The sequence below is a fragment of the Bradyrhizobium sp. BR14999 genome (assembly GCF_056106085.1).
The window spans coordinates 5787318-5812450 of record NZ_CM148536.1 but is presented as its reverse complement, the minus strand read 5'-3'; the positions used below and the strand labels follow the sequence as shown (position 1 = coordinate 5812450).

Sequence of the window (25133 nt, the reverse complement as noted above, 5' to 3'; positions counted from 1 at the left end):
CTATTTGATGCCTGAGGTGACGAAAGAGCTGATGAAGCGCTTCTGGAAGATCAGGAAGGTGACGAGCAGCGGTGCGATCACCATGAGCGTGCCTGCGGCGATGGTGCCCCAGGCCTGGGTGCCCTCGGCCGTCTTGGTGAAGACGGAGAGCCCGACCGTGAGCGGCCGCTTGTCCGGCGAGTTGATCACCATCAGCGGCCACAGGAAGTCATTCCAATGGCTGGTCACGGAGATGATGGCGAAGGCCGAAAAGCTCGGCAGCGACAGCGGCACGTAGATGTGGCGGATGCGCTGAAACAGACCCGCGCCGTCGATCAGCGCGGCGTCCTCCAGCTCGGTCGGAATGGCCTCGAACGCTTGCCGCATCAGGAAGGTGCCGAAGGCCGAGGCAAAGAATGGCATCATCACGCCGGTGAGCGTGTCGTAGAGGCCGAGCTGCGCGATCAGGCTCAAATTGGGCACGATCAGCAGCACCGGCACCAGCATCAGCTGCATCAGGAACAGGTAGAAGATCAGCGTCTTGCCGGCGAAGGCGAGCCGCGCAAAGGCAAAGCCCGCCAGCGTGATCGTGACGAACTGCACCAGCAGAATGCCGGTGCAGATGATGGTGGTATTGAGGGTGTAGCGCGGGAAGTCGCCGATCTCCCAGGCATCCCTGATGTTGTCGAGCGTCGGCTTCAGGCTCGGCATCAGCTCGGCCATCAGATTGATGCCGTCGGAAGCCGGGCGCAGGGTCGCCACGCCCATCCAGAGGAACGGAATCAACCAGACCAGCGCGAGCAGCACGGTCAGCACGAAGCCGAGCTTTGGCGTGATCTCGCCGCGCGTGGCGAGCGGGGCGTCCTTCCAAAGCGCATCGATCAGCTTCATGGCCCGCCCTCGCGGTTCGCCAGCGTGCGGAACGAAAGCGCGGTGAGGCCCATCAGCGCGGCCAGCGTCAGCAGTGTCGCCGCGGAGGCCTTGCCGACGTCGTAATGCTCGACCGCCTGCTGGTAGATGTAGAACAGTACGAGATTGGTCGAGTTGGACGGGCCACCCTGGGTCAGGACGAAGACGTGGTCGACTTGCGTCACCGCATTGAGCGTCGCGATCACGGTGACGAACAGGAAGGTGGGCTTAAGCTCCGGCAGGATGATGTAGCGCAGGCGCTGGAACGGACCGGCGCCATCGAGATGGGCGGCCTCCATGACGTCCTCCGGCACCGCCTGCAGGCCGGCGAGGAAGAACAGCATGTAGTAGCCGGCGTTCTTCCAGATCGTGATCACCATGATCGCCGACAGCGCGATGTCGGGGTCACCCAGCCAGTTCGGCAGCACCGGAAGCAGCCGGCCGATGTAGTAGTCGAGCAGGCCGACATTGGGCAGGAAGATGAACAGGAACAGCGCGGATGCTGCCACCATCGGGATCAGCACCGGCAGGAACAGCGCGGCGCGAAGTGCGCTGGTCACCGCGTTGGTGCGCGCGAGCGCCAGCGCGAACAAGAGCGCGAGGCCGATGCTCGGGATCGCCGTGCCGACAGCATAGATCAGATTGTTAACGACCGCGCCGGTGAAGGCGGGGTCGGCAAGCACCGCGCTGATATTGTCGAGGCCGACGAAGCGGACGGGCGCTTTCGGCGTCGTGCGCTGATAGAGCGCATCGATGAACACGCGCCCCATCGCGCCATAGGTGAACAGCGCGAGGAAGATCAGCGAGGGCAGCAGCAGCAGATAGGCCGGTAGCGATGCCTTGAAGCCGGCGGCGAAGCGCTTCAGGACGTGCAGGCGCGGTGCCGCCGAGGTCGCGACCGGGAGAGCCGCGGGTTCGGCGAGGCTCATCTCACCGCGCCGCAAACTTGAGCGCATAGTCGCGGCCGTCCATTCCCGCAGGCGGGTCGAAGGGGAAGCGCAGACTGGTGTCGAGGAAGTCGTGGCTGTGCACGACCAGGTTCTCATCGTCGATCAGCACCACGCCATAGGCCGGCGGTTCGTGGCTCGCCAGATGCGGCGCATTGGCATTGAGCTCGAACCAGACCTGGTGGTTGGTGCCGCGCAGCGTCGAGAACGGGATCTTGCCGTAGCTGCCGAAGATCGGCCGGTGCACATGGCCGAAGAAGAGGTGGCGGATGCGGCTGCGATAGGGCGCGATCACCTCGGCGAATTCCCCGCGCTGCTTCAGCGCGATCTCGTCCATCGCGAGCACGCCGACCGGGAAGGGCGGATGATGCATGAATACGACGAAGGGCATATCAGCGGGCGCTGCGGCCAGCGTGCTTTCGAGCCAGCCGAGGCGCTTGTTGCACATCTCGCCGGCGTGGCTGGTCTCGTCCAGCGTGTCGAGGAAGACGAACAGGCCGTGCTCGGTGGTGCGCGTGCCCTGCACGAAGCCGTTCTGATCGCGCGGTGCGGCCCGAAGGCCATCGAGGCAGGCCACGCGCTTGTCGTGATTGCCGACCATGGCGATGTAAGGCATCTTCAGCGCGGCCATCGCGTCTGCGAAATTGGCGTAGGAGTCAGGCTCGCCCCAATGGGTGAGGTCGCCGGTCACGACCGCGAAAGCCGCGTCGGACTGATGCTTGTTGATGTCGGCGATCGCGGCATCGAGGCGGGCGCGCGGGTCGAGGCCATAGAGCTTCAGCCCGGGATTCGCGAGATGCGTGTCGGTGAGGTGGATGAATTTGAAGGGCATGGCGCGCGTGTCAGGTCTCTGGGAGGACGGTCGCCTCCGGCAAGACGGCCCGCCAGCCGGTTAGAGTGAGACTGTTTCAGTTTGATGACAGTGGTTGCCGACGCGGCAAATTGTCGGGCAGAACGGCGAGTGTGGTCAACGGGGTCGTCTCGCGTTGCGGCATCGAGCCTATCGCAGTGCGCAGTGTCGGACGAGCGCAGGCAAATCCATCAGCATCGCGAGTGCAGGGATGGTTGAGGCGCCGAGGAAGATGGGTGCGCTGCGCTCTACCCGTCGAACGGCATTTCTCACGTCCCACAAAACGTCTGCAACACCCGCTGATCCGGCAGCGGCGGATCGGCGTAGGCCGCATAGTCCGGCTGGACCTCGTACGGCTTGGCCAGCACCTTCACCAATTCCTCGAACGGAGCATAGTCGTCGTCGTTGACGGCGGCCTGGATCACGGCCTCGACGCGGTGGTTGCGCGGGATAAACATCGGGTTGACGGCGTGCATGGCGGCTTGCCGTTCGGCCGCGGTCTGCGGCTCCAGGGCAATGCGCTCGCGCCAGCGCTTGGCCCAGTCGTCGAACGCCGAGGGATCCATGAACTGCGCGCGGACCTCGGCGTTGCCGGACTCATCGCCTGTGGCGTCGCCGAGCTTGCGGAAGGTGAGGGTGAAGTCGGCCTGGTTCTTGGCCATGGCATCGAGCAGGTCCTGGATCAGGGCGTCGTCGCCGTCGCGCTCCGTGAACAGGCCGACCTTCTTGCGCAGGCCGGCCTGATAGGCCGCACTAAAGGTCTCGGCGAACGCGCCGAGAATGTCCTGGGCTTCGGCCACCGCCTTCTCCTGGTCGTCGGAGAACAGCGGCAGCAGGCATTCGGCGAGCCGGGTCAGATTCCACAAGCCGATGCGCGGCTGGTTGGCATAGGCGTAGCGGCCCATCTCATCGATCGAGGAGAACACCTGCACGGGGTTATAGGCATCCATGAAGGCGCAGGGGCCGTAATCGATGGTCTCGCCGGAGATGGACGTGTTGTCGGTGTTCATCACACCATGGATGAAGCCGACCAGGAGCCAGCGAGCGACGAGATCGGCCTGGCGCGCGACGACGCTCGCGAGCAGGGCGTGATAGGGCCGCTCGACATGCAGCAGCTCGGGATAATGGCGGGTGATCACGTGGTCGGCGAGCCGGCGGATCGCCTCGGTGTCGCGGCGGACGGCAAAGAACTGGAAGGTGCCGACGCGGATATGGCTGGAGGCGATGCGCGTCAGCACCGCGCCGGGTAGCGCGGTCTCGCGGATGACGTGCTCGCCGGTGACGACGGCGGCGAGCGAGCGCGTGGTCGGGATGCCCAGCGCGAACATCGCTTCGCTGACGATGTATTCGCGCAGGACCGGCCCGAGCGCGGCGCGGCCGTCGCCGCGGCGGGAGAACGGGGTGGGTCCGCTTCCCTTGAGCTGGATGTCGCGGCGGACGCCGTCTTTATCGATGACCTCGCCGAGCAGGATGGCGCGGCCGTCGCCAAGCTGGGGCACGAAATGCCCGAACTGGTGGCCGGCATAGGCCATGGCGATGGGATCGGCGCCGACGGGAACCGCCTTGCCGGCCAGGATTTCGGCGCCTTCCGGGGTCTCCAGCGCATCCGGATCGAGTCCGAGCTGGACCGCCAGCGGCCGGTTCAGCTTGATCAGCCGGGGCGCCGCCACAGGGGTCGGCGCGACGCGGGCGAAGAAGCTGTCCGGCAGCGCCGAATAGGAGTTCTGGAAGGGGAAATGGACCGTCATGGCCTCAAGATAGGGCTGGAACGCCTGATGGCAAAGGCTCGGCCCCTGAAAATGGGCGGTTCTGGCCCAAAACAGCGCGTTCCCTTGGTTGCCGCCTAGGGTCTCGTCGGGTAAACCCTGCCGAAACTTCGGACCGGCCGTTACAGGCCGTCCGATTCGCTTCCTCCGACATTGATTTTGGGACGACCATGCATCGCTACCGGTCACATACATGCGGCGCGCTCCGTGAGAGCAACATCGGCGAGACGGTCCGCCTCTCGGGCTGGGTCCATCGCGTTCGCGACCATGGCGGCGTGCTGTTCATCGACCTGCGCGACCATTACGGCCTGACCCAGTGCGTGGTCGACCCGGACTCGCCGGCATTCTCGCTGGCCGAGAAGCTGCGCTCGGAATTCGTGGTGCGGATGGACGGCAAGGCCCGCCGCCGCCCAGAAGGCACCGACAATGACGATCTGCCGACCGGCAAGGTCGAGGTCTACATCAGCGAGATCGAAGTCTTGGGTCCGGCCGGCGACCTGCCGCTGCCGGTGTTCGGCGACCAGGAATATCCCGAGGACATCCGCCTGAAGTACCGCTTCCTCGATCTGCGCCGTGAGAAGCTGCATCAGAACATCATGACCCGCATTGAAATTATCAAGTCGATGCGCAGGCGCATGGAGGGGCAGGGCTTCTTCGAGTTCAACACCCCGATCCTGACCGCGTCCTCGCCGGAAGGCGCGCGCGATTTCCTGGTGCCCTCGCGCATCCATCCCGGCAAATTCTACGCGCTGCCGCAGGCACCGCAGCAGTACAAGCAGCTCTTGATGATGAGCGGCTTTGATCGCTACTTCCAGATCGCGCCGTGCTTCCGCGACGAGGATCCGCGCGCCGACCGTCTGCCCGGCGAGTTCTATCAGCTTGACGTCGAGATGAGCTTTGTCACGCAGGAAGACGTCTTCGCGGCGATGGAGCCTGTCATCACCGGCGTGTTCGAGGAGTTCGCGAGAGGAAAGCCGGTGACGAAGGGCTGGCGCCGGATTCCCTTCGCCGAGGCACTGCGCAAATACGGCAGCGACAAGCCGGACCTGCGCAATCCCATCGAGATGCAGGACGTCTCCGAGCATTTCCGCGGCTCCGGTTTCAAGGTGTTCGCGCGCATGCTCGAAGATCCCAAGAACCAGGTCTGGGCGATCCCGGCGCCGGGCGGCGGCAGCCGTGCCTTTTGCGACCGCATGAACTCGTGGGCGCAAGGAGAGGGCCAGCCCGGCCTCGGCTACATCATGTGGCGTGAGGGCGGCGAGGGTGCCGGTCCGCTCGCGAACAACATCGGTCCTGAGCGCACTGCCGCGATCCGCGCGCAGCTCGGCGTGAAGGAGGGCGATGCCGCCTTCTTCGTCGCCGGCGATCCCGACAAGTTCTGGAAGTTCTCCGGTTTGGCCCGCAACAAGGTCGGCGAGGAGTTGAACCTCACCGACAAGGAGCGGTTCGAGCTCGCCTGGGTCGTCGACTTCCCGATGTACGAGTACAACGAGGACGACAAGAAGGTCGATTTCTCGCACAACCCGTTCTCGATGCCGCAGGGCGGCCTGGAAGCGCTGAAGGGCCAGGATCCGCTGACCATCAAGGCGTTCCAGTACGACATCACCTGCAACGGCTACGAGATCGCCTCGGGCGGCATCCGCAACCACGTGCCGGAAGCGATGGTGAAGGCGTTCGAGATTGCCGGCTATGGCGAGCAGGAAGTGGTCGACCGCTTCGGCGGCATGTACCGCGCCTTCCAGTACGGCGCGCCGCCGCATGGCGGCATGGCCGCGGGTGTCGACCGCATCGTGATGCTCCTGTGCGGCACCACGAATTTGCGCGAGATCTCGCTGTTCCCGATGAACCAGCAGGCCATGGACCTCCTGATGGGCGCGCCGTCGGAAGCCACCACCAAGCAGCTCCGCGAGCTGCACGTGCGGGTGAACCTGCCGCAGAAGTGAGTGGCTCGCCTCTCCCCGCACGCGGGGAGAGGCCGCGTCGCACCGAAGATGCGAGGCGGGTGAGAGGGGACTCTCCGCGATTCGATCTGCTGATCTTGGATCCGCTCTCTCCACCCGTCATTGCGAGCGAAGCGAAGCAATCCAGAATCTTTCCGCGGAGGCAGCCTGGAGTGCTTCGCTTCGCTCGCAATGACGGGAAGGGATTTTCGCCAGGTCAGCTGTCATCTCATTCGCAGCGATAAGCCCTACAACCCTGTCGACGCCTCGATCCTGAACTGCGCCAGCGCGCTCTCCGGGTCGCTTTGCGAGAGCTGCATCAATTGCATCAGCGGCACCTTGGCGCGGGGCGTCAGCTTGACGGTCAGCGTCTGCCCGGAGGTCTCGACGAAGCCGGCGAGCGCATCGACGGCCATTCTAACGTCGGCATTGGACGCCGCGATCTTCTCGCCTTGCGCCCGGATCATCTCGACGATGGCGCTGCGCGCGGCGTCGCGGCTGACATCCTGCATGCGCGAGAACTGCGCCACGACGAGATCGACGACGCCGCCGTCGCGCAAGGAGAACTCGATCGCGCCGGTCTCGATCTGGCCGGCCTGGCTCATGGCCTGCACCGGATCGGCGGTGAACATCGTGCGCGGCACGTTGGCGAGTGCGAGGCGGGCCTGTGCCCGGGCGAGATTGCCAAGATCGATGGTGGCGGGCGCGAGCGCAAATGCACCTGACGACTCCGTCCAGGCGGCGCCGAGATCGAGGTCGATCGCGAGCTTGTCGACGCCCGCCATGACCAGCGGCCGCTGCGCCGGGTTGGCGGGATCGGTGGGGGTGACCATTTTCACGACCAGGCTGGCCTTGCTCGGGATCGATCCTATCAGCTGGCCCCAGTTCAGGCTGATGGTGTCGATGGTGACGAGCTGCCGCGTATTCTTGTAGGGCGAGACCACGCCCTTGATCTCGGCGCCTTCGAGCACCCGGAACAGGCCCAGCATCTGATCGGGCGAGGGTGGCTGTCCGGGCGTTCTGAGGCTTGCCGCCCAGCGCATCAGATTTGCCGCACTGAAGGACTTCAGCGTGAAGCGCTCGATCTTGAGCTGCCCCTGCGGCATCGGCATGTCGAGGCCTTCCAGCGCTATTTTGTCTTGATCGTATTTGACGGCATTGAGCCGTCCCGTCCCTTGCGGTGTCTCGACCGTTTGCTTGCCGATTTCGGCCTTGCCGATCTGAAATCCCTCGAAGAAGTCGGCCACCTTCTCGATCATGTCGCGCGACTGCGCCGGCGTCGGGATCGAGCCGTCAGCCGGCACCAGCGCGATGATTTCGGCCGGGCGGAATTTCGAGGGCCGGATCGCAATGTCGTCGAAGCTGATGCCGTCGATCTGCACGCGCACGCCCGGTGCTGTCGTCACCACGTATGAGTTCACCGAGATGCGTCGATAGATCCTGTGGAAACTGTCGTCGCTCGACCCTTGCTGCTCGAGCGCGGCCCTCACAGCGGTCGCGTCGAAATCGTAGATCGCCAGGCCGGACAGCTCGCCGCTCATCTTTGCGGGCTTGCCCGGCTGAGCCAGGTCGATCGTGTAGGCGACGCGGTCCGTCTTCGCCGTTTCGATCTTGCCGTGGTTGACGTTCTGGATCGACAGACCCGAATAGACATAATCTCCGCTGCCGGCATTGCCGTTGCCCGCATCGACGTTGACCGCGACGGTCGGCGCCGTGATCGAGGACGTCGAGACAGTCGCGTATTGCGCAAGCAGGAAGCGGTACATGTCGATGATCGACCCGGACAGCGGCGCGCCTGCTGCACGTGTCGGACCGGAAAAGTCGCGCGCGCTGATCTGTGGGATCTTGTAGTTCGCTTTCAGCTTCACCCGCTCGTTGGACGTGAAGGCGACCTCGACCCCCGACACTTCAACGCTGTCGGCCGAGAAATGGACCTCGTCTGGCTGGCGTACACCGACCGCCGTGACCTTTGCGACCCTGACGTTGGCGAACTGCGGCTGGCCGGGCTCGACAGCGATGTCCTCGATCGTCAGCGTCCGCGTCGCAAGCTCGAACGTGATCTTGCCATGGCTCGCCTTGCCGCCGCTCGAACGGATCCTTTCGAACGCGGCCTCAACCTCGGCGGTGGCGCGATGCTTGGCGTAGAGGTTGAAGCCGAACCATCCGCCCGCTCCGAGCACGGCTGCCACGATCAGGCCGATCAGGATTCGCTTCATTCCCTTGCTCCAGTTGCTCGTTTTGCACCGTGCAACCTGGCATATTCGCGAAACGCTATGCGGTCCAGGGAAAGCTATGGTTTTCAAGTATTTGACCACGTGTCCTGTTGATGGGGTCGCAATCGGATGTTGCCACCGGGGCGCCTGCCGTGCTTCATCCCGTTTCCATGGCCCGGAAATACCCGTCCGCGCGGGCGGCCGCTCCGGATCAGGCATTTTGAGGCCGGTAACGCGAGGCGAGACACCGCATGTCGTCCTATTCTGATGATCTCCACCAGGCGGCGCTCGCCTATCACCGTCTGCCGCGGCCCGGAAAGCTGGAGATCCAGGCAAGCAAGCCGCTTGCCAACCAGCGCGACCTCGCGCTGGCCTATTCGCCGGGCGTCGCGGCCGCCTGCACCGAGATCGCCAAGAATCCCGCCGAGGCCGCCTCGCTCACCACCCGCGCCAATCTGGTCGCCGTGGTCTCGAACGGCACCGCCGTGCTCGGCCTCGGCAATATCGGCCCGCTGGCCTCCAAGCCGGTGATGGAGGGTAAGGCGGTCCTGTTCAAGAAATTCGCCGGCATCGACGTGTTCGACATCGAGATCGCCGCCGACACCATCGACCGCGTGGTCGAAACCGTGGCGGCGCTCGAGCCGACCTTTGGCGGCATCAACCTGGAAGACATCCGTGGACCGGAGTGCTTCGAGATCGAGGCGCGCTTGAAGGAGCGCATGAAGATCCCGGTCTTCCACGACGACCAGCACGGCACCGCCATCATCGTCGCCGCCGCCATCACCAACGGCCTCAGGCTCAACGGCAAGAAACTGTCCGAGGTCAAGATCGTGGCGTCGGGGGCAGGGGCCGCGGCACTTGCGACGCTGAACCTGCTGGTGTCGATGGGCGCGCAGCGCAAGAACATCTGGGTTTGCGACATCGACGGCCTCGTGCACGAGGGCCGCAACACCTCCATGGACCGCTGGAAGGCGGTCTATGCGCAGAAGACCGACAAGCGCACGCTCGCCGACGTCATCGGCGACGCCGACATCTTCATCGGCCTGTCCGCGCCCGGCGTGCTCAAGCCTGAGATGGCCAAGGCGATGGCCGACAAGCCGCTGATCATGGCGCTCGCCAATCCCATACCGGAGATCATGCCGGAGGAAGCGCGCAAGGTGCGCCCCGACGCCATGATCTGCACCGGCCGCTCCGACTATCCGAACCAGGTCAACAACGTCCTGTGCTTCCCCTTCATCTTCCGTGGCGCGCTCGATGTCGGCGCCAGCGCTATCAACGAGGAGATGAAGCATGCCGCCGTCGAGGCGATCGCGCAGCTCGCGCGCGAGGCACCGTCGGATGCAGTCTCCCAAGGCAGCCTCGACACCGGTGAGGCGGGTGGCTTCGGGCCCGGCTCGTTGATCCCGAGTCCGTTCGATCCTCGCCTGATCCTGCGCATCGCGCCGGCCGTTGCCAAGGCGGCGATGGAATCCGGCGTCGCGACGCGCCCCATTACCAATTTCGACGAGTATCGCGCGCTGCTCGAGCGCTTTGCCTTCCGCTCCGGCCTCGTCATGAAGCCGATGTTCGCCAAGGCCAAGACCCAGCCGGTCCGCGTGATTTACGCCGAAGGCGAGGACGAGCGCGTGCTGCGCGCGACGCAGGTGGTGCTGGAGGAGAAGCTGGCGACGCCGATCCTGGTCGGCCGCCCCTCGGTGGTGGAGGCGCGCATCAAGCGCTTCGGCCTCTCGATCAAGGCGGGCAAGGATTTCGACCTCGTCAATCCCGAGGACGATCCACGCTACCGTTCCTATGTGCAGACCTATGTCGAGGTCGCCGGCCGCCGCGGCGCGACGCCCGATGCGGCGCGCACGGTGGTGCGCACCAACAACACGGTCATCGCGGCGCTTGCCGTGGTGCGCGGGGAGGCGGATGCCATGCTGTGCGGCGTCGAGGGGCGGTATATGAGCCATCTGCGCCATGTCCGCGAGATCATCGGCTTCTCAGCCGGTATCAGCGATTATGCTGCGTTAGCCCTGCTGATCACCAGCAAGGGCGCCTTTTTCATCGCGGACACGCAGGTGCGGCCCAATCCGAGCGCGGAAGAGCTCGCCGAGATCGCGTCGCTCGCGGCAGTCCATGTGCAGCGCTTCAACATCAAGCCGAAGATCGCCTTCGTCTCGCATTCGGATTTCGGCAGCTACGACACGGACTCCTCGCGCAAGATGCGCCGGGCCACCCAGCTCCTGAAGGAAAGGCATCCGGAGATCGAGGCCGACGGCGAGATGCAGGGTGACACCGCACTCTCAGCTGCTGCGCGGAAAATGGTGCTGCCGCACTCCAAGCTGGAGGGCGAGGCCAACATCCTGATCATGCCGACCCTCGACACCGCCAACGTCGCCTATCAGATGATCAAGTCGCTGGCGGACGCGCTCCCCGTCGGCCCGATCCTGGTCGGCCCGGCGCGTCCGGCGCACATCCTGACGCCCTCGGTGACCGCGCGCGGCATCCTCAACATGACGGCTGTTGCAGTCGTGGAGGCGCAGGAACGGGCAGCGCGGCAGCAGCCGACGTTGTTTACCTGAGGCGCGATCTCTTCGCCTCTCCCCGCTTGCGGGGAGAGGCCGGATCGCATCGACAGATGCGATCCGGGTGAGGGGGACTCTCCGCGAGTCCAACTCTCACCGTCCCCGCAGAGGCTCCCCCTCACCCCAACCCTCTCCCCGCAAGCGGGGCGAGGGAGCAGACCTCCGGCGCATCCGCGCTTCAATCTTTTCAAAACGGTTTGCGATTTCCCCGTTTGTAAACCGTCGCACGACTCTTCATAATCGCCCGGCACTCGCGTCAAGACGCCGATTTCAAAAAGCCTGAGCCAAGAGGCCGATCATGCCAGCGTTCGTGACTTTCGGGCGAATTCTGTTTGCCGTGCTGTTCATCTACACGGGCGCGACCAAGCTCTTTGCCATCCAGGCGACCGCCGACTTCATCGCCACCAAACTCGTGGTGCCCGACGTCGTCGCGCCTTACGCCAAGCAGCTCGAGACGGCGACTGCCATGACCACGCCGCAACTCTTGGCGATCGCCGTCGGCGGGCTCGAGATCATCGCCGGACTGATGATCGCTCTGAATTTCGGCGCACGATTCTTCGCGATGCTGCTGATCATCTACGTCGCGGTCGCGACCGTGCTGTTCGATGACTTCTGGAACCAGGCGCCGCCCGACAACGCCAAGATGGTGGTCGACGCGCTGAAGAACCTGTCGATCATCGGCGCGCTGTGCATGATCATCGGCTACGGCCGCACCACACGTCCGGCCGAAGCGGCCTACGGCGACGTGTAGCGTCTACGTCCTGCGCCACGGGGTCACAGTGACCTCATGCGCCGCGTCGAGCAGGTACGGCGCCCCTGGCTTCATCCCGTGCGAGGCGAGCACCTGGTGCGGGGTCCGCCTGGGCACGCCGACAAAACAGCCTTCGCCGCCGGGCAGTCGCACGTGCGGCGCCTCCGACAGCCAGAACGTGTCGTAGCGGTCCATGAACATGTCGAACACCACGGGGCCGCCGATGACGGCGACCATGCCGGAGGCGACGTCGGCAAAGGCGCAAGCCTCTTCGAAGCGCGCGTGATCCGGATTCCACAATGTCGCGTTCGGCATTTCAGGGTCGACGGTCAACGCCTTGATCTTGCGGGTCAGGATCAGCCGCTTGCGCTTCGGCGAATTCGGCTGGTGCTCGTGCGAGTTGCGGCCGTGCACGATCAGCGCGGCGCGATCGAGCGCCTGCTCGAAGAACAGCTTGTCGCCGTCGAACTTCAGACTGTCCGGCATGACGTGCGCCGCGTCGGCGAGCATGCCGTCCGCCGAGACGATGACGTAGCCTTCGAACCGGAAAGACAATTGCCTTCTATTCGGAAACGGTCGTCACAACGGAATTGACCGGGCGCTGGCTCACCGTCGGCAGCTTGATGTCCTTGAGCAGCTCCTGGTCGTATTCGGGCAGCGTCGACGCCGGGAATTTTGCGCGCATCGCCACCACCTTGTAGCCGCCGGCCTTCAGGCGCTTGAGCAATTCGGGCAGGGCTTCGGCGGTGTGCTTCTGAAAGTCGTGCATCAGGATGATGCCCTTGCCCTTGGTCTCGAGCTTCTTCATCACGGTCTCGATCACCTTCTCAGGCTTGGAGGCCTTGAAGTCGAAGGAGTCGATGTCGCAGGAGAAGATCCCGATGTTGCGGTTGCCGAGATAGGTGACCATCTCCGGCGGATGCTGAAGCGCCGGGAAGCGGAAGAACGGCGACGGCGAGATGCCGCCGAGCGCCCATTTCACGGCGCTGAAGCCCTTCTCGATCTCATCCTTGCGCTGCGCTTCCGTGAGCTTCTTGTTGTTGAGGTTGGCGTGCGACCAGGTGTGCGCGCCGATCGTATGACCGGCCGCATAGACCTGCTTCAGGATCTCCGGCTCGTAGGTCGCGTGCTTGCCGATGGAGAAGAAGATGCCGGTGGTGCACTCGTCGGCGAGCGCCTTCAGCACCGCGGGCGTGTTCTTGGGCCAGGGGCCATCGTCGAAGGTCAGTACCACTTCGTGGTCGCGCAGGAAGTCGAGCTCCTTGAAATGCTCGAAGCCGAAGCCAGGGCCGCCGGTGGTGTCGATCTCGACGGTGCGGGCGACGCCGAGCGCGCCCGGCGTGTTGCAGGCTGCGCGCGCCGGCTGCGGCGCCTGTTTCGGTGGCGGCGGGTTGACGAAGCCCGCTGGTGCGGCAGCCACTGCGGGAGCGGCCGCCGGCGCAGTCGCCGGCGCTGAAGCGGCCGGTGCCGCCGCTGGTGCGGCTTGTGTGCTTGCTGCGGGTTTTGCCGCGGTCTGCGACCATGCCGCACCCGTCATGGCCAAAGACATCGCGCTTGCCAAAATCAGTCCTGCCGCCACGCGCATGGTGTTGTCCTCGAGATTGATCCCGTTGTTCCGCCGCAGCTTTTCGCCTGCGACAAAAACCGTCCTGCCCCAAACGATCCTAGCCTAGATGGTGGGCCCTCGCCATTGCAACGGCTGTTTGGTGCCCTGCCACAATTGTGCCCAACCGGATGGGCGCAACTCGCATCAACTGTCGGCCAGCGCCTTGGCAATGGCCGTTTTGACCCGGGTATCGGTCGGCGCCACCGCGGACGGAAAGACCTCGGCGATGTAGCCGTCACGGCTGATCAGATATTTGTGGAAGTTCCACTTCGGAACCTCCCTCGGCCGCGCGTCGGCAGCCCATTTGTAGAATGGATGCGCCTTCGCGCCGACCACCACGGCCTTGGCCGTCACCGGGAAGGTAACGCCGTATTGGTGGTGCGCCGTGTCGGAGATTTCGCTGGCGCCGCCGGGCTCCTGGCCACCGAAATCGTTGGAGGGCACGCCGATCACGGTAAGCCCGCGCTCGCGAAACTCGCCCCAGAGTTCTTGCAGGCCGGCATATTGCGGGGTGTAGCCACAGAGCGAGGCGGTGTTCACCACCAGCAGCGGTTTGCCGGTGTACGCGGCGAGGCGGATGTCGCCGCCGGACAATGCGGGGAAGGAGAAGGCATAGGCCGAGATCCGGCTCATGCCACCATCCGCGAAGGCGCGTGCTGCCGGCGCGATGGCGCCCGCAAGCGCCGCGGCGAGCATGGTCCTGCGGTTCATCATGCGGCGTCCCCGAAATGATCCGGGGCTCATGTTACTCCGCCGGCACGACCGGGCCGCTCAACACCGCGTTATCGGACGCGGTGAGGAGCGCTAGTACAAGCGGACGATGAAATCGGTGCCTTCGCCGGTCTCGCCCTGGTTGATGCCCTGGTCGGAGACGATGATCGAGCCACCCGATGTCAGCATCTCGTTGATCTTCGCCATGGTGTCGGCGGGGATTGCGATGCGGTCGAGGGCATCAGCGGGGCTGTCCGGCGTGACCACCGGCTCTGCGGCAACTGGGATCACGACAGCGCCACGGCGGCGTGACACGCGTCCGTCGTCATCGCGCGCAGCTGCGCGGACGGAGACCGGCAGCGACACCACCGACCAATGCAGCGCATTGGAGTCGGTCTTGTCGACTTCGGCTGTGAAGACATGCGTACCGAGAGGCCGGTCGCTCGCGGCGATCGTGATGGGCACCTCGAACAGCGGCGCAAAGTTCTGCCGCACGTAGAGCTTGGAATCCTTGCGGCTGATGAAGACGGCGATCTGGCCGGCCCGCCTCGGCGCGTCCGGCTTCGCTGCCGGCGCGGGATCGGTAACGCCGGTCTCGTCCTTCTTCACATCGGGCGAGGTGGCGAGTGCCGGCGTCGTGGCGTCAGGCTTCTTCGCGGTTTCGGCAGCTTCAGTCTTGGCAGCGTCGAGCTTGTCGTCGGTCGCCGTCGAGGCCTTGGGCGCTTCCGCGGCCTCAATGGGCTTCGCGTCCGTGCTCGCAGGCTTGGCAGTTTCTTCGGGCGGCGGCTTGGTTGCGTCAGATGCCTCGGCGGTCTTGGTCTCGATCTTGTCGGTCGGCGCAGCCGCTTCCTCGCGGGCGGGCGCATTACCGGTGGTCACATCCGACATCACGGTGTGGCCGACCGAGGCGCGCAGCTCGAACAGGCTGTCTGCACTGGCGGTCTTCGTCTCGACCGGCTTGGCTTCAGTGACGTTGGTTTGCGCTGCGCCCTTGTCGGCCTTGTCGCCCACATTGATCTGCGGTGCGAGGCTGGCGGCGGGCTGAGGCGGCACGCGCACCGCAGCAAGCAGAGGATGCGAGAAGCTTTGCGGCGACATCTGGCCGGGCGCGACGATGACGCGCGCGCCCATCCTGGTCCAGTTCCACATCTTCACCGCGAACGCCATCGGCATGCGGATGCAGCCGTGCGAGGCCGGATAGCCCGGCAGCACGCCGGCATGCATGGCGACGCCGGACCAAGTGATCCGCTGCATGTACGGCATCGGGGCGCCGCTATAGATGTTGGAATGGTGGAATTTGTGCTTCTGGATGACGCTGAACACACCCATCGGCGTCGAATGGCCCTTCATGCCTGTCGAAACCGGGGATTCCGCGAACACGCCCTTGCTGTCGTAGACCGTCACCTTCTGCCGGTCGATCGAGACGATAATGACGAGCGGTCCTTGCGGCTTGGTGCCGGCTTCCTTCTCGGCGACGATCTCCTTCTTGCCCGCCGTGCCGCGCTTCTGCGGCTTCTGGCGCGGTGTTTCGGGATACCGATCCTGTCGGGCGTAATAGGAGCCGTCGGAATAATCCGTCCAATAATAAAACGCTGCGTCAGCCTGGCTTGCCGTCCCGATCGCACCCGCCGCCGTCAAAATGGCGACTTGCCAAAAACGCGTTGGCTTGGCAGCAAAACCGGACTCATTCACGCTGTTCATCCTCGAATCCATAATCCAAATCAGACGTTAGTCTCGCAAAGAGGATACGCGTTCACCACCAAGGCGGTTCTGCCGTCAGCTACTTTTGTTCAACGCGTAGCAAAAAAGCCTCACAGAGCGGTAAACGGCGGCCGTGGCGACTGGCCGCTCGTCTTCCTGATCGGCCGCCTGATGCCTACATTGCGGGGACTTCCTACCGGAGAACTTCATGTCATCTCGTTTCCCCGGTCTTTCCGGCATCCGCTTGAAAGGCCTCGCTTTATTCCTCTTGGCTCTGGCCGTGCCGGTGGCTTCCGCCTCCGCCGCCGACGAGCCGGATCTGATCTTCCGCCGCTCGACCGTATTCAAGTGGATGAGCCCGAACGACAAGCTCGCGACTTACGGTCTCGATGATCCCGAGGTGGAGGGCGTCGCCTGTCACTTCACCGTGCCGGAGAAGGGCGGCTTCAAGGGCTGGCTCGGCCTTGCCGAGGAGGTCTCGGACATCTCGCTGGCCTGTCGCCAGGTCGGCCCGATCAAGTTCAAGAACAAGATGGAGCAGGGCGACGACATGTTCCGCCAGCGTCGCTCACTGTTCTTCAAGAAGATGCAGATCGTGCGCGGCTGTGACGCCAAGCGCAACGTGCTGGTCTACATGGTCTATTCGGACAAGCTGATCGAGGGCTCACCGAAGAACTCGACCTCGACGGTACCGATCATGCCATGGGGACCGGCGGACTCAAACGTCCAGAAGTGCGGCGAGTTCTTCACTCACTGACGACAGCGCGGCTTTGCAAGATGCGAACCGGTCAGCCGGACGAATGTCTGCGGCGCGGCTTCAAGGCCGCGGTTCGCTTGCAGCGCCATTTCACCAGGTGACGTATTGCCAAGTGATGTGGCGCTGTCGCGAATGGATCGTTGATCTCCGCGGCCCGTCCGTTGCTCCGCCTCGCGCGTCGGTGCGCGATCTGTCGCCATCATGATGGCCATCCCTCACGTGAACGCGCCCGGTGATCCCAGCGTCTCGATTTCGGCTTCTCTTCAGCAGAAAAACGTAAAATGCGTGTGAAGCGCGTAAGGCGGGAGCATGACGGCGACCGCGTCCGCGGCCGGTCCAAGCTCGAGCGGGAACCTGTCAGGCCACTTTGGGCCGTGGCGCGGCTCACCTGAAATGATTGGGATTTTCCGGCGAATGTTTCGTCGTCTCGGGCAGGACGAAACAATTCTCACGAAAGATGAAACCATTTTCCGCTTTTGGCGCATCACGCGCGAAACCGCCCATGGTTATCAGCTTGACAACGACGACGGCGCACCGCCGGCCGACGAAATCGGGACACAAGATCATGCGCGCGCTCAGCTTCATCCTTGCCTTCGGCTTCGTGCTCGCCGGCTCCTCGTTCGCGGGCTCGCCGGACGGCAGTCTGCCCGGTGTCGGCACCTTCCAGTACAGCGGTTCACCGCTGACGATCACGGCATCTCAGCCGATCGTGGTCGCCACGCGCTTCTGATCGCCAACAAGAAAAGCAGCCGGCAAAGCCCATCATGATTGTTCGTTTCTGCGCCGCAGCGTTGATATCCGTTCTGACGCTCAGTGCCGCCCAGGCGCAGGTGCGCGCTCCCTCCAGGTTGCCGGATCCCCGGAGCGAATTCGTGCGTCAGTGTGCGCCGCGCATGCTCGGGCGCTGGGAGCATCCAGAAGAGGTCTGCGGCTGCCTGCATGACCATGCCGCCGCCGTCGTCGAGGACCGTGATTTGCGCGAGGCGCTGCTGCGCGGCATCAGCGAGACCGGCGTGCCGACGATCGAGACCGACTGGGTGCCGACGTCCAAGCAGGGCGAGATCGGCTCGACCTTCACCAAGATCGCCAAGCCGACCTTGCAGTGCATGTTCGACCCTGCGAAGCAGGGCTCTTAGCCCGCTACTTCGATTTCGGACCGTATCGCGGCACGCAAGTGCTCGTGCGCGCCACGCCCTTGTCGGTCATCTTCGCGCCGCGCACTTCCTTGACCTGTCCGGCAGGGCAGGTTCCGTCATCCACTTGCACACGTTGGCCGAGCTTGAGGTCCACGATGTCCTGTTCGCGACCGACCGTTGCTGCGCGCGTCGTCGAGGCAAGCGCAAGGGAAATCAGGAGCGAAAGGCAGGTGGCGCGGCGCAGCAACATGGTGTGAGGTCCTGGCATCGATGCCGCAATCTAGGGAGCGGCAGGCGATTCTGATAGTGAAGCCTGGTCACGCCCGCCGCGACGATTTGCTTCTCGCGCGCAGGACTGAGCGCGATTCCCGCGCGAGCCGTTCGGCCGAGGCCACCAGTTGCGGAACCGCGTGCCCCGAAAATCCCAGCACGAAACCGGGCAGGGGACGCGCGCGAGAATAGGTGTCGGCCAGGAGCCAGCCTTCTGCACCAGCCGCGCGCTTGGCCTCGGCCGCCCGCAACGGATCGACCGAGGGATCGAACCGTGCGACGAGATGCAGTCCTTGCGACGGCACCGGCACGGAGAGCGCGCCGTCTGATTTGGCTTCCAGCGTCGCGGCCAGCGCATCACGCGCCTCGCGATAGAGCTTGCGCACCCGCTTCAGGTTCGCGGCGAAGGCGCCGGAATTGAGCATGTCGGCCACCGCGCCTTCCATCAGCGTGCCGGGAAAGCGATCGAGCGCGGCCCGTGCAGCCGTCACATCCGCGATCAGGCGCTCGGGCAGGGCGCAATAGCCGATGCGCAAGCCCGGAAACAAGGTCTTGGCGAAGGTGCCGAGGTAGATCACGCGCTGGAGGTGATCGATGCCGGCGAGCGACATCAGCGGCGCGCCGTCATAGCGGAACTCGCTGTCATAATCGTCCTCGAGCACGAAGGCGCCGGCCTGCTTCGCCCAGTCCAGCAATTCGAGCCGCCGCGGCATCGACATCTGGACGCCTAGCGGAAACTGGTGCGACGGCGTGACATAGGCCGCGCGCGCAGACGGTGCCGCCGCACGACCCCTAGCAACCTGCAGGCCGTGCGCGTCGACCGGAATGGGCACAGTGCGATATCCGCATTGTCCGATCGTCCGGCGCGCGATCGGATAGCCGGGGTCCTCGGACCAGACCTGGTCGCCCGCCTTCAGGATCGCGCTCAGCACGATGCGCAGCGCATGCAGCGTGCCTGATGTGAGCATGATCTGATCGGGGTCGCAGCGCAGGCCCCGCGCCGACAACAGGTGATCAGCGATTGCCGCACGCAGCTCGCGACTGCCGCGGGGATCGCCATAATGCAGATGCTCGGGTCCGAATGCGCGCATGCGACGCCCGACGAAGGCGCGGAAGCGCTGCACGGCGCGCTCGTCGATATGGGTGCAGCCGAGCGCGAATGCGCCTTGCCGCGGCGCTTCGACAACCGCCTTGGGTTTCTTCGCCTCGGCCGCTCGCGCCGGGATGCGCGCTGCGACGAAGGTGCCAGAGCCGACGGTTGCGTCGGCAAAGCCGTCGGCGATCAGCCGCTCATAGGCCGTGACGACGGCGTTGCGGCGGAAGCCGGTCTGCTGCGCCAGCGTCCGTGAGGGCGGCAATGGCTCGCCGGGCCTGACGAGGCCGGAGACGATCATCTCGCACAGCGCCTGGTAGAGCCGGTGCGCCGCGGAGGCGCCGGCCGTGATGTGCGGACCGGTGAGGTCGAGCGGCAGCTCGGCCTTGGCCGGCGAGGGAGAATTGGTCGGAATTTTTCGCATGGAATTGGCACTATCGCAGACCAAATCCGCGGCTACAACTCTTCTGGATTGTTCCAATCTCCGAGGTGCGGCCGTGAGCCAGGTTGAGACTTCAAATTCCTATCCGACATCAGCGCGCAACCAAGTGAAGCGCCGTCACGATCGCGGCTTCTACGATCACGCGACCGTTCACCGCATCCTGGATTCCTCGATGCTTTGCCACGTGTCCTATGTGATCGACGGTCAGCCCTATTGCACGCCAACCTTCTTCTGGCGCGAAGGCACGAAGCTATACTGGCATGGGAGCAGCGCTAGCCGCATGCTGCGCAACCAGACCAGGGGCGAGCGCGTCTGTCTGACGGTCGCCCATCTCGACAGTCTCGTGCTGGCGCGCTGCGGCTTCAACCACTCCGCCGATTACCGCGCGGTGATGGCGTTCGGCACCGCCTATCTCGTCACCGACGCCGAGGAGAAGGAGCGCGCGGTGATCGCGATGGTCGACCGCTTCTTCCCGGGCCGCACCGCGAGCCTGCGTCAGAGCACCGCGCAGGAGACCAAGGCGACCTCCTTCATCGCGATGGAGATCGAGGAAGCCTCGGCCAAGATCCGGGCCAAGGGCGTGGCCGATGACGATGAGGACTACGAACTGCCGATCTATGCCGAGCGCATCCCGGTCCGCACGGTGCTCGGCGCGCCCGAGCCGTGTCCGCGCCTGCTCGACGGCGTCAGCCGGCCCGCGGGTTTGAATGGCTACTCCGAAGGCCGGCTGCTCGACGATGCATTGCGGGATGCTTATTTTGTAGAGTACCCGAACGGCTGAAATCGGCTAGCTTGCGCTCCATCGATGATCTGAATGCCCGATTGGAGTTGCCTGATGAATGCCGAAACGCAGCAGAGGATTGTTGACGCCGTCGACGCCAGCTTCGAAGCCCAGCTTGCGACCACACGTGATTTCGTCGCGATCCCCTCGACCCGCGGAGCGGAGGGACCATGCCAGGACATGATCGGCGACCTCCTGCGCGAACGCGGCTATGAGGTCGACGATTGGCACGTCAATGTCGACGACCTCAAGGACCTGCGTGGTTTCGGTCCGATCGAGCATGATTTTTCGAAAGCGCGTTCGGTGGTGGGCACCTACCGTCCGCAAACCAACGTTGGAAAATCGCTGATCCTCCAGGGCCACTGTGATGTGGTGCCCGCAGGGCCGCTGGATTTGTGGGACACACCGCCCTTCTCGCCCGTCATCAAGGACGGCAAGATGTTCGGCCGTGGCGCCTGCGACATGAAGTCGGGCACGATCGGTGCGCTCTATGCGCTGGATGCGATCAAGGCCGCCGGCTTGAAGCCGACGGCGCGGATCCATTTCCAGTCCGTGATTGAAGAGGAGAGCACCGGCGTCGGCGCGCTGTCGACGCTTCAGCGGGGCTACCGCGCCGATGCCTGCTTCATCCCGGAGCCGACCGGCGGCAAGATGGTGCGCTCGCAGGTCGGCGTGATCTGGTTTCGCCTGCGCGTGAAAGGCCATCCGACCCATGTCGCCTTCGCCGGCTCCGGAGCGAATGCGATCATGGCGGCCTATCATTTGATCCAGGCCCTGCAAAAGCTCGAGATCGAGTGGAACGAGCGCGCGAAAGCCGATCGCCATTTCAAGACGGTCAACCATCCCATCAATTTCAACCCCGGCATCATCAAGGGCGGCGACTGGGCCTCCAGCGTGCCGGCCTGGTGCGACGTCGACTGCCGGATTGCCGTATTGCCCGGCTGGTCGATCGCCGAGCACCAGAAGGAGATTGTGGCTTGTGTCGCGGCCGCCGCGCGCAACCACCGCTTCCTCGCCAACAACCCGCCGGAGGTCGAATGGTCGGGCTTCCTGTCGGAGGGGTATGAACTCACCGACGCGGCCGCGCCCGAGGCCGCGTTCAGCAGGGCCTTTAACAAGGTCTACGGTGGCGCGGTCGAGGACCTCGTATTCACCGCGCTCACCGATACCCGCTTCTACGGCCTCAATCACGGCATCCCGAGCCTGTGCTTCGGCGCGAGCGGTGGCGAGATGCACGGCTTCAACGAGTTCGTCGACCTGGAGTCGCTGAAGAAGACGACCAAGGCGATGGCGCTGTTCATCGCCGAGTGGTGCGGAGTGGAGAAGGCGTAAGCAGCCGGGCTTTGCTCCCTCCGCCGTCATTGCGAGGAGCGAAGCGACGAAGCAATCCAGAATCCCTCCGCGGAAAGGCTCTGGATTGCTTCGCTGCGCTCGCAATAACGGGCGGAGGGCCCGTAGGGTGGGCAAAGGCGCCCTTGCGCCGTGCCCACCATCCATCCTCAATTCCGAACGAATGGTGGGCACGCTTCGCTTTGCCCACCCTACCGCGCTCCGGCGGGGGCAGAATCTGTTGTCCCAAATACGCGCAGACACATCCTTTAAGCTTAAAATAAAGACTAGGACGCCGGCCTTGCCGGTGGCAGACTGGCGTCCGGTTCGCAGGGCCTGAGTCCGCCGAGGAAAATCACGATGCGCGATTGGGATGACGCTTATGCCAATTCGGCCCATATCCCGGGCTCCGACAAAATGCCGGCGCTGTGGGCCGAGCGGGCGGCGGCTTACCGTGCAGGGTTGAAGGATTTTCATCCCGACGTCGCCTATGGCGCCGGTGAGCGGCAGCGCCTCGACCTGATCCTGCCCGACGGCGACAGCAAGGGCCTCGTCGTGTTCGTCCATGGCGGCTACTGGATGCGCTTCGACAAGTCGGCCTGGAGCGATTTGGCCGAAGGCGCACGGCATCATGGCTGGACCGTGGCGCTGCCGAGCTACACGCTAACGCCGGCTGCGCGCATCTCCGACATCACCGCGGAAATCACTGCAGCGATCGCCAAGGCGGCCTCGCTGGTGGCAGGGCCGATCCGGCTCGCCGGCCATTCCGCCGGCGGCCATCTCGTCACGCGCATGCTGTGCGACGACAGCCGGCTCGAGCCCGCCGTCTACGATCGCATCGCCGGCACCCTCTCGATCAGCGGCCTGCACGATCTGCGGCCGCTCTTGAAGACAAAGATGAACGAAACGCTGCGCATGACCATGGAGGAGGCGGCGCTCGAGAGTGCGGCGCTGCATCTCCCGCGGGGGCAGTCGCCCGTGACGGCCTGGGTCGGCGGCAATGAGCGCCCTGAATTCATCCGCCAATCCGACCTGATGGCCAACGTCTGGACCGGTTTCGACGTGCCGACGCATCTCGTGATCGATCCCGGCCTCAACCATTTTACCGTGATCGACGGGCTGAAGGATCCGTCGTCGCAGATCACCGCGCGCCTGATCGGCCTCGACTGACGAGGCGAGGGACGATCGATCGAGAGGGCCTGTCAATGACGTCCAACGATTACGATCCTGCAAGCGAAGGCGCCGAGACGGATTTCGCCCGGCGCATGTCCTATGGAAACTACCTGGCGCTGGATGCGATCCTTGGGGCGCAGCATCCGCTCTCGGAAGCGCATGACGAGATGCTGTTCATCATCCAGCATCAGACCACGGAGCTGTGGATGCGCCTTGCCATCCACGAGCTCAGCGCCGCGCGCCGCGCGATCGCCAGGGACGAGGTGCAACCGGCGATGAAGATGCTGGCGCGGGTGTCGCGCATCTTCGAGCAGCTCAACGGCGCCTGGGACGTGCTGCGGACGATGACGCCGAGCGAGTATACGCGCTTCCGCGCGCAACTCGGGCAGTCCTCCGGCTTCCAGTCACGTCAATACCGGCTGATCGAATTCCTGCTCGGCAACCGCAACCACGCCATGCTCAAGCCGCACGCGCACGATGCGGAGACGACGAAGCTGCTCGAAGCCGAGCTCGCGACGCCAAGCCTCTATGACGAGGTGCTGCGGCTTGCCGACCGCAACGGGCTCAAGATGCCTGCGCCCGTGCTGGCCCGCGACGTCCGCGAAACCCACAGCTTCAACGAAGGCGTGCTCCAGGCCTGGCGTATCGTCTACGAGGCGCCGGAGACGCACTGGATGCTCTACGAGCTCGCCGAGAAGCTGGTCGATTTCGAAGACTATTTCCGCCGCTGGCGTTTCAACCATGTAACGACGGTCGAGCGCGTCATCGGCTTCAAGCGCGGCACCGGTGGTACCGGCGGCGTCAGCTATCTCAAACGGATGCTGGAGATCGAGCTGTTCCCCGAGCTCTGGCGCGTGCGTACGATTCTGTAGAGATGTCGATGACCAAGCTACGCGTCTACGACGACACCAAGGCCTTGTTCCATCTGCCCGAGGGCGTGATTTATCTCGACGGCAATTCGCTTGGCGCGCTGCCGCTCGGCGTTGCCGAGCGCGTCAATCACGTCATCACGGCCGAATGGGGCAATGAGCTGATCCGTGCCTGGAACACCGCAGGTTGGTATGCCCAACCGCGTCATGTCGGCGATCGCATTGCGCGACTGATTGGCGCGGAAGCCGGCTCGGTGATGGTCGGAGACACGCTGTCGCTCAAGGTTTACCAGGCACTCGCGGCTGCGATCGATATGAACGCGTCGCGCAAGGTGATCCTGTCGGACACCGGCAATTTCCCGACCGACCTCTACATGGCCGAAGGCCTGATCGAAACGCTCGGGCGCGGCCATCGATTGCGTCTGGTGGCGCCGGAGGAGATCGAGCCCGCGCTGTCGGAGGAGATCGCCGTGCTCTACATCACCGAGGTCGACTACCGCACCGGTCGCCGCCACGACATGGCGAAGCTCACCGCGAAAGCGCATGCGCTCGGCATCGTCACCGTCTGGGATCTCGCCCATTCCGCCGGTGCGCTGCCGGTCGATCTCTCCGGCTGCGGCGCCGATTTCGCTGCGGGCTGCACCTACAAATATCTCAACGCCGGCCCTGGCGCGCCGGCCTTCCTCTACGTTGCGCCGCGCAACGCTGGCAATGCCCGCGCCGCTCTGTCGGGATGGATGGGCCATGCCAAGCCATTTGCGTTCGAGCTTGCCTATGCAGCCGCCGGCGGCGTCGAGCGCATGCGTGTCGGCACCCCCCCGGTGCTAGCAATGGCGGCGCTGGAGGCCTCGCTCGACATCTGGGACAGGATCGATATCACCGAGGTCCGTGCACGTTCGCTGGCGCTCTGTGATCTCCTCATCGCCGAAGTCGAGCGTCGCTGCCCAGCTCTGAAGCTGGTGACCCCGCGCGCGCATGAGCGGCGCGGCTCGCAAATCTCCTTTGCCTTCGACGGCGGCTACGCCGCCATGCAGGCGCTGATTGCCCGCGGCGTCATCGGTGATTTCCGCGCACCAGATATCATGCGGTTCGGGATCACGCCGCTTTATGTCGGGGAGGATGAGATGGTCCGCGCCGCCGAGATCATCGAGGAGGTAATCGCGGGCGATGTGTGGCGCCGGCCGGAGTACCAGGTCGTGAACGCGGTGACGTGAGGAAGGACGCCTCCACAGACGTCATTGCGAGGAGCTCTTGCGACGAAGCAATCCAGACTGTCTCTGCGGCGGCAGTCTGGATTGCTTCGCGGAGCCTGTCATCGGGCCGCGCTTTGCGCGGACCCGTTG

At 64.6% G+C, this 25133-nt stretch carries 23 protein-coding genes; 11 read left to right on the top strand and 12 right to left on the bottom strand.

The features are described 5' to 3' along the window. The 4 genes from ACR9YP_RS27240 to ACR9YP_RS27225 form a co-directional block, all read right to left on the bottom strand. A complete protein-coding gene (locus ACR9YP_RS27240) occupies positions 1 to 870 on the bottom strand; it encodes a carbohydrate ABC transporter permease (RefSeq protein ID WP_438108806.1) in 870 nt (289 codons plus the stop codon). After that, positions 867 to 1817, bottom strand: coding sequence for a carbohydrate ABC transporter permease (locus ACR9YP_RS27235; protein ID WP_474217596.1), 951 nt, complete (start codon positions 1815 to 1817; stop codon positions 867 to 869). Before ACR9YP_RS27235 ends, ACR9YP_RS27240 begins: the two co-directional genes overlap by 4 nt. Position 1818: 1 nt before the next feature. Further along, a complete protein-coding gene (locus ACR9YP_RS27230; RefSeq protein ID WP_474217595.1) occupies positions 1819 to 2667 on the bottom strand; it encodes a phosphodiesterase in 849 nt (282 codons plus the stop codon). A 287-nt stretch (positions 2668 to 2954) separates the two neighbouring features. Then, on the bottom strand, positions 2955 to 4433 hold the full coding sequence (locus ACR9YP_RS27225; protein WP_474217594.1) for a protein adenylyltransferase SelO: 1479 nt from the start codon (positions 4431 to 4433) through the stop codon (positions 2955 to 2957). A gap of 188 nt (positions 4434 to 4621) precedes the next feature. On the opposite strand from ACR9YP_RS27225, the gene aspS reads away from it, so the two are divergent. Further along, positions 4622 to 6394, top strand: coding sequence for an aspartate--tRNA ligase (aspS, locus tag ACR9YP_RS27220; protein WP_128941888.1), 1773 nt, complete (start codon positions 4622 to 4624; stop codon positions 6392 to 6394). 245 nt (positions 6395 to 6639) lie between these two features. Here aspS and ACR9YP_RS27215 read toward each other — a convergent pair whose 3' ends face one another. Continuing rightward, positions 6640 to 8607, bottom strand: a complete 1968-nt coding sequence (locus ACR9YP_RS27215; protein ID WP_474217593.1) for a hypothetical protein — start codon at positions 8605 to 8607, stop codon at positions 6640 to 6642. A 248-nt stretch (positions 8608 to 8855) separates the two neighbouring features. Here ACR9YP_RS27215 and ACR9YP_RS27210 point away from each other — a divergent pair, with 248 nt between their 5' ends. Together ACR9YP_RS27210 and ACR9YP_RS27205 are read left to right on the top strand one after the other, a co-directional pair. Continuing rightward, positions 8856 to 11168: an NADP-dependent malic enzyme gene (locus tag ACR9YP_RS27210; RefSeq protein ID WP_438108797.1), complete on the top strand. Its 2313-nt coding sequence runs from the start codon at positions 8856 to 8858 to the stop codon at positions 11166 to 11168. Positions 11169 to 11469: 301 nt separating this feature from the next. Beyond that, the gene (locus ACR9YP_RS27205) at positions 11470 to 11922 is read left to right on the top strand and encodes a DoxX family protein (protein ID WP_438108795.1); all 453 of its coding nucleotides are present in this window, start codon (positions 11470 to 11472) and stop codon (positions 11920 to 11922) included. A gap of 3 nt (positions 11923 to 11925) precedes the next feature. On the opposite strand, the gene ACR9YP_RS27200 is transcribed toward ACR9YP_RS27205, so the two are convergent. The 4 genes from ACR9YP_RS27200 to ACR9YP_RS27185 all read right to left on the bottom strand — a co-directional run bounded on the left by ACR9YP_RS27200 (position 11926) and on the right by ACR9YP_RS27185 (position 15940). Continuing rightward, positions 11926 to 12477, bottom strand: a complete 552-nt coding sequence (locus ACR9YP_RS27200; RefSeq protein WP_438108793.1) for a dihydrofolate reductase family protein — start codon at positions 12475 to 12477, stop codon at positions 11926 to 11928. 7 nt (positions 12478 to 12484) lie between these two features. Continuing rightward, positions 12485 to 13507, bottom strand: coding sequence for a polysaccharide deacetylase family protein (locus ACR9YP_RS27195; RefSeq protein WP_370985386.1), 1023 nt, complete (start codon positions 13505 to 13507; stop codon positions 12485 to 12487). A 165-nt stretch (positions 13508 to 13672) separates the two neighbouring features. Then, a complete protein-coding gene (locus ACR9YP_RS27190) occupies positions 13673 to 14242 on the bottom strand; it encodes a glutathione peroxidase (RefSeq protein ID WP_438108791.1) in 570 nt (189 codons plus the stop codon). A gap of 90 nt (positions 14243 to 14332) precedes the next feature. Beyond that, on the bottom strand, positions 14333 to 15940 hold the full coding sequence (locus ACR9YP_RS27185) for a L,D-transpeptidase (protein WP_474217592.1): 1608 nt from the start codon (positions 15938 to 15940) through the stop codon (positions 14333 to 14335). Between the two features lie 208 nt (positions 15941 to 16148). Here ACR9YP_RS27185 and ACR9YP_RS27180 point away from each other — a divergent pair, with 208 nt between their 5' ends. Then, complete coding sequence (locus ACR9YP_RS27180) at positions 16149 to 16697, top strand: CreA family protein (RefSeq protein ID WP_370985383.1); 549 nt, start codon at positions 16149 to 16151, stop codon at positions 16695 to 16697. On the opposite strand, the gene ACR9YP_RS27175 is transcribed toward ACR9YP_RS27180, so the two are convergent. Beyond that, the gene (locus ACR9YP_RS27175; protein ID WP_370985382.1) at positions 16691 to 16900 is read right to left on the bottom strand and encodes a hypothetical protein; all 210 of its coding nucleotides are present in this window, start codon (positions 16898 to 16900) and stop codon (positions 16691 to 16693) included. The two genes, ACR9YP_RS27180 and ACR9YP_RS27175, sit on opposite strands and share 7 nt — an antisense overlap. A 299-nt stretch (positions 16901 to 17199) precedes the next feature. On the opposite strand from ACR9YP_RS27175, the gene ACR9YP_RS27170 reads away from it, so the two are divergent. Both ACR9YP_RS27170 and ACR9YP_RS27165 read left to right on the top strand, forming a co-directional pair. Then, entirely contained in the window at positions 17200 to 17427 is a 228-nt protein-coding gene (locus tag ACR9YP_RS27170) for a hypothetical protein (RefSeq protein ID WP_438108786.1), read from the top strand. 34 nt (positions 17428 to 17461) lie between these two features. Then, positions 17462 to 17833 carry a hypothetical protein gene (locus tag ACR9YP_RS27165; RefSeq protein ID WP_438108784.1) on the top strand — a complete coding sequence of 124 codons (372 nt, stop codon included), beginning with the start codon at positions 17462 to 17464 and terminating at the stop codon, positions 17831 to 17833. 4 nt (positions 17834 to 17837) lie between these two features. Here the strand turns inward: ACR9YP_RS27165 and ACR9YP_RS27160 are convergent, their stop codons facing one another. Together ACR9YP_RS27160 and pdxR are read right to left on the bottom strand one after the other, a co-directional pair. Beyond that, positions 17838 to 18083, bottom strand: coding sequence for a DUF6719 family protein (locus ACR9YP_RS27160; RefSeq protein WP_091892928.1), 246 nt, complete (start codon positions 18081 to 18083; stop codon positions 17838 to 17840). A gap of 67 nt (positions 18084 to 18150) precedes the next feature. Further along, positions 18151 to 19620: a MocR-like pyridoxine biosynthesis transcription factor PdxR gene (pdxR, locus tag ACR9YP_RS27155; RefSeq protein ID WP_438108783.1), complete on the bottom strand. Its 1470-nt coding sequence runs from the start codon at positions 19618 to 19620 to the stop codon at positions 18151 to 18153. Between the two features lie 73 nt (positions 19621 to 19693). On the opposite strand from pdxR, the gene ACR9YP_RS27150 reads away from it, so the two are divergent. The 5 genes from ACR9YP_RS27150 to kynU all read left to right on the top strand — a co-directional run bounded on the left by ACR9YP_RS27150 (position 19694) and on the right by kynU (position 25004). Then, complete coding sequence (locus ACR9YP_RS27150; RefSeq protein WP_438108781.1) at positions 19694 to 20419, top strand: pyridoxamine 5'-phosphate oxidase family protein; 726 nt, start codon at positions 19694 to 19696, stop codon at positions 20417 to 20419. A gap of 54 nt (positions 20420 to 20473) precedes the next feature. Further along, complete coding sequence (locus tag ACR9YP_RS27145; protein ID WP_438108779.1) at positions 20474 to 21751, top strand: ArgE/DapE family deacylase; 1278 nt, start codon at positions 20474 to 20476, stop codon at positions 21749 to 21751. A gap of 357 nt (positions 21752 to 22108) precedes the next feature. Beyond that, complete coding sequence (locus tag ACR9YP_RS27140) at positions 22109 to 22918, top strand: alpha/beta hydrolase (RefSeq protein ID WP_438108777.1); 810 nt, start codon at positions 22109 to 22111, stop codon at positions 22916 to 22918. A gap of 35 nt (positions 22919 to 22953) precedes the next feature. Further along, positions 22954 to 23793, top strand: coding sequence for a tryptophan 2,3-dioxygenase (kynA, locus tag ACR9YP_RS27135; protein WP_370985370.1), 840 nt, complete (start codon positions 22954 to 22956; stop codon positions 23791 to 23793). 8 nt (positions 23794 to 23801) lie between these two features. Then, complete coding sequence (gene kynU / locus ACR9YP_RS27130; protein ID WP_438108775.1) at positions 23802 to 25004, top strand: kynureninase; 1203 nt, start codon at positions 23802 to 23804, stop codon at positions 25002 to 25004. Positions 25005 to 25133: the final 129 nt, after the last annotated feature.

What these genes read in the sequence shown, in the direction of transcription:
- ACR9YP_RS27210 (WP_438108797.1), top strand. Translation starts at nt 8,856, where the DNA reads ATGTCGTCCTATTCTGATGATCTCCACCAGGCGGCGCTCGCCTATCAC.
- ACR9YP_RS27190 (WP_438108791.1), bottom strand. Translation starts at nt 14,242, where the DNA reads ATGATGAACCGCAGGACCATGCTCGCCGCGGCGCTTGCGGGCGCCATC.
- ACR9YP_RS27170 (WP_438108786.1), top strand. Translation starts at nt 17,200, where the DNA reads ATGGTTATCAGCTTGACAACGACGACGGCGCACCGCCGGCCGACGAAA.
- ACR9YP_RS27235 (WP_474217596.1), bottom strand. Translation starts at nt 1,817, where the DNA reads ATGAGCCTCGCCGAACCCGCGGCTCTCCCGGTCGCGACCTCGGCGGCA.
- pdxR (WP_438108783.1), bottom strand. Translation starts at nt 19,620, where the DNA reads ATGCGAAAAATTCCGACCAATTCTCCCTCGCCGGCCAAGGCCGAGCTG.
- ACR9YP_RS27180 (WP_370985383.1), top strand. Translation starts at nt 16,149, where the DNA reads ATGTCATCTCGTTTCCCCGGTCTTTCCGGCATCCGCTTGAAAGGCCTC.
- ACR9YP_RS27195 (WP_370985386.1), bottom strand. Translation starts at nt 13,507, where the DNA reads ATGCGCGTGGCGGCAGGACTGATTTTGGCAAGCGCGATGTCTTTGGCC.
- aspS (WP_128941888.1), top strand. Translation starts at nt 4,622, where the DNA reads ATGCATCGCTACCGGTCACATACATGCGGCGCGCTCCGTGAGAGCAAC.
- ACR9YP_RS27225 (WP_474217594.1), bottom strand. Translation starts at nt 4,433, where the DNA reads ATGACGGTCCATTTCCCCTTCCAGAACTCCTATTCGGCGCTGCCGGAC.
- ACR9YP_RS27240 (WP_438108806.1), bottom strand. Translation starts at nt 870, where the DNA reads ATGAAGCTGATCGATGCGCTTTGGAAGGACGCCCCGCTCGCCACGCGC.
- ACR9YP_RS27145 (WP_438108779.1), top strand. Translation starts at nt 20,474, where the DNA reads ATGAATGCCGAAACGCAGCAGAGGATTGTTGACGCCGTCGACGCCAGC.
- ACR9YP_RS27160 (WP_091892928.1), bottom strand. Translation starts at nt 18,083, where the DNA reads ATGTTGCTGCGCCGCGCCACCTGCCTTTCGCTCCTGATTTCCCTTGCG.
- ACR9YP_RS27175 (WP_370985382.1), bottom strand. Translation starts at nt 16,900, where the DNA reads ATGATGGCGACAGATCGCGCACCGACGCGCGAGGCGGAGCAACGGACG.
- kynA (WP_370985370.1), top strand. Translation starts at nt 22,954, where the DNA reads ATGACGTCCAACGATTACGATCCTGCAAGCGAAGGCGCCGAGACGGAT.
- ACR9YP_RS27185 (WP_474217592.1), bottom strand. Translation starts at nt 15,940, where the DNA reads ATGAACAGCGTGAATGAGTCCGGTTTTGCTGCCAAGCCAACGCGTTTT.
- ACR9YP_RS27230 (WP_474217595.1), bottom strand. Translation starts at nt 2,667, where the DNA reads ATGCCCTTCAAATTCATCCACCTCACCGACACGCATCTCGCGAATCCC.
- ACR9YP_RS27165 (WP_438108784.1), top strand. Translation starts at nt 17,462, where the DNA reads ATGATTGTTCGTTTCTGCGCCGCAGCGTTGATATCCGTTCTGACGCTC.
- ACR9YP_RS27140 (WP_438108777.1), top strand. Translation starts at nt 22,109, where the DNA reads ATGCGCGATTGGGATGACGCTTATGCCAATTCGGCCCATATCCCGGGC.
- ACR9YP_RS27215 (WP_474217593.1), bottom strand. Translation starts at nt 8,607, where the DNA reads ATGAAGCGAATCCTGATCGGCCTGATCGTGGCAGCCGTGCTCGGAGCG.
- kynU (WP_438108775.1), top strand. Translation starts at nt 23,802, where the DNA reads ATGACCAAGCTACGCGTCTACGACGACACCAAGGCCTTGTTCCATCTG.
- ACR9YP_RS27205 (WP_438108795.1), top strand. Translation starts at nt 11,470, where the DNA reads ATGCCAGCGTTCGTGACTTTCGGGCGAATTCTGTTTGCCGTGCTGTTC.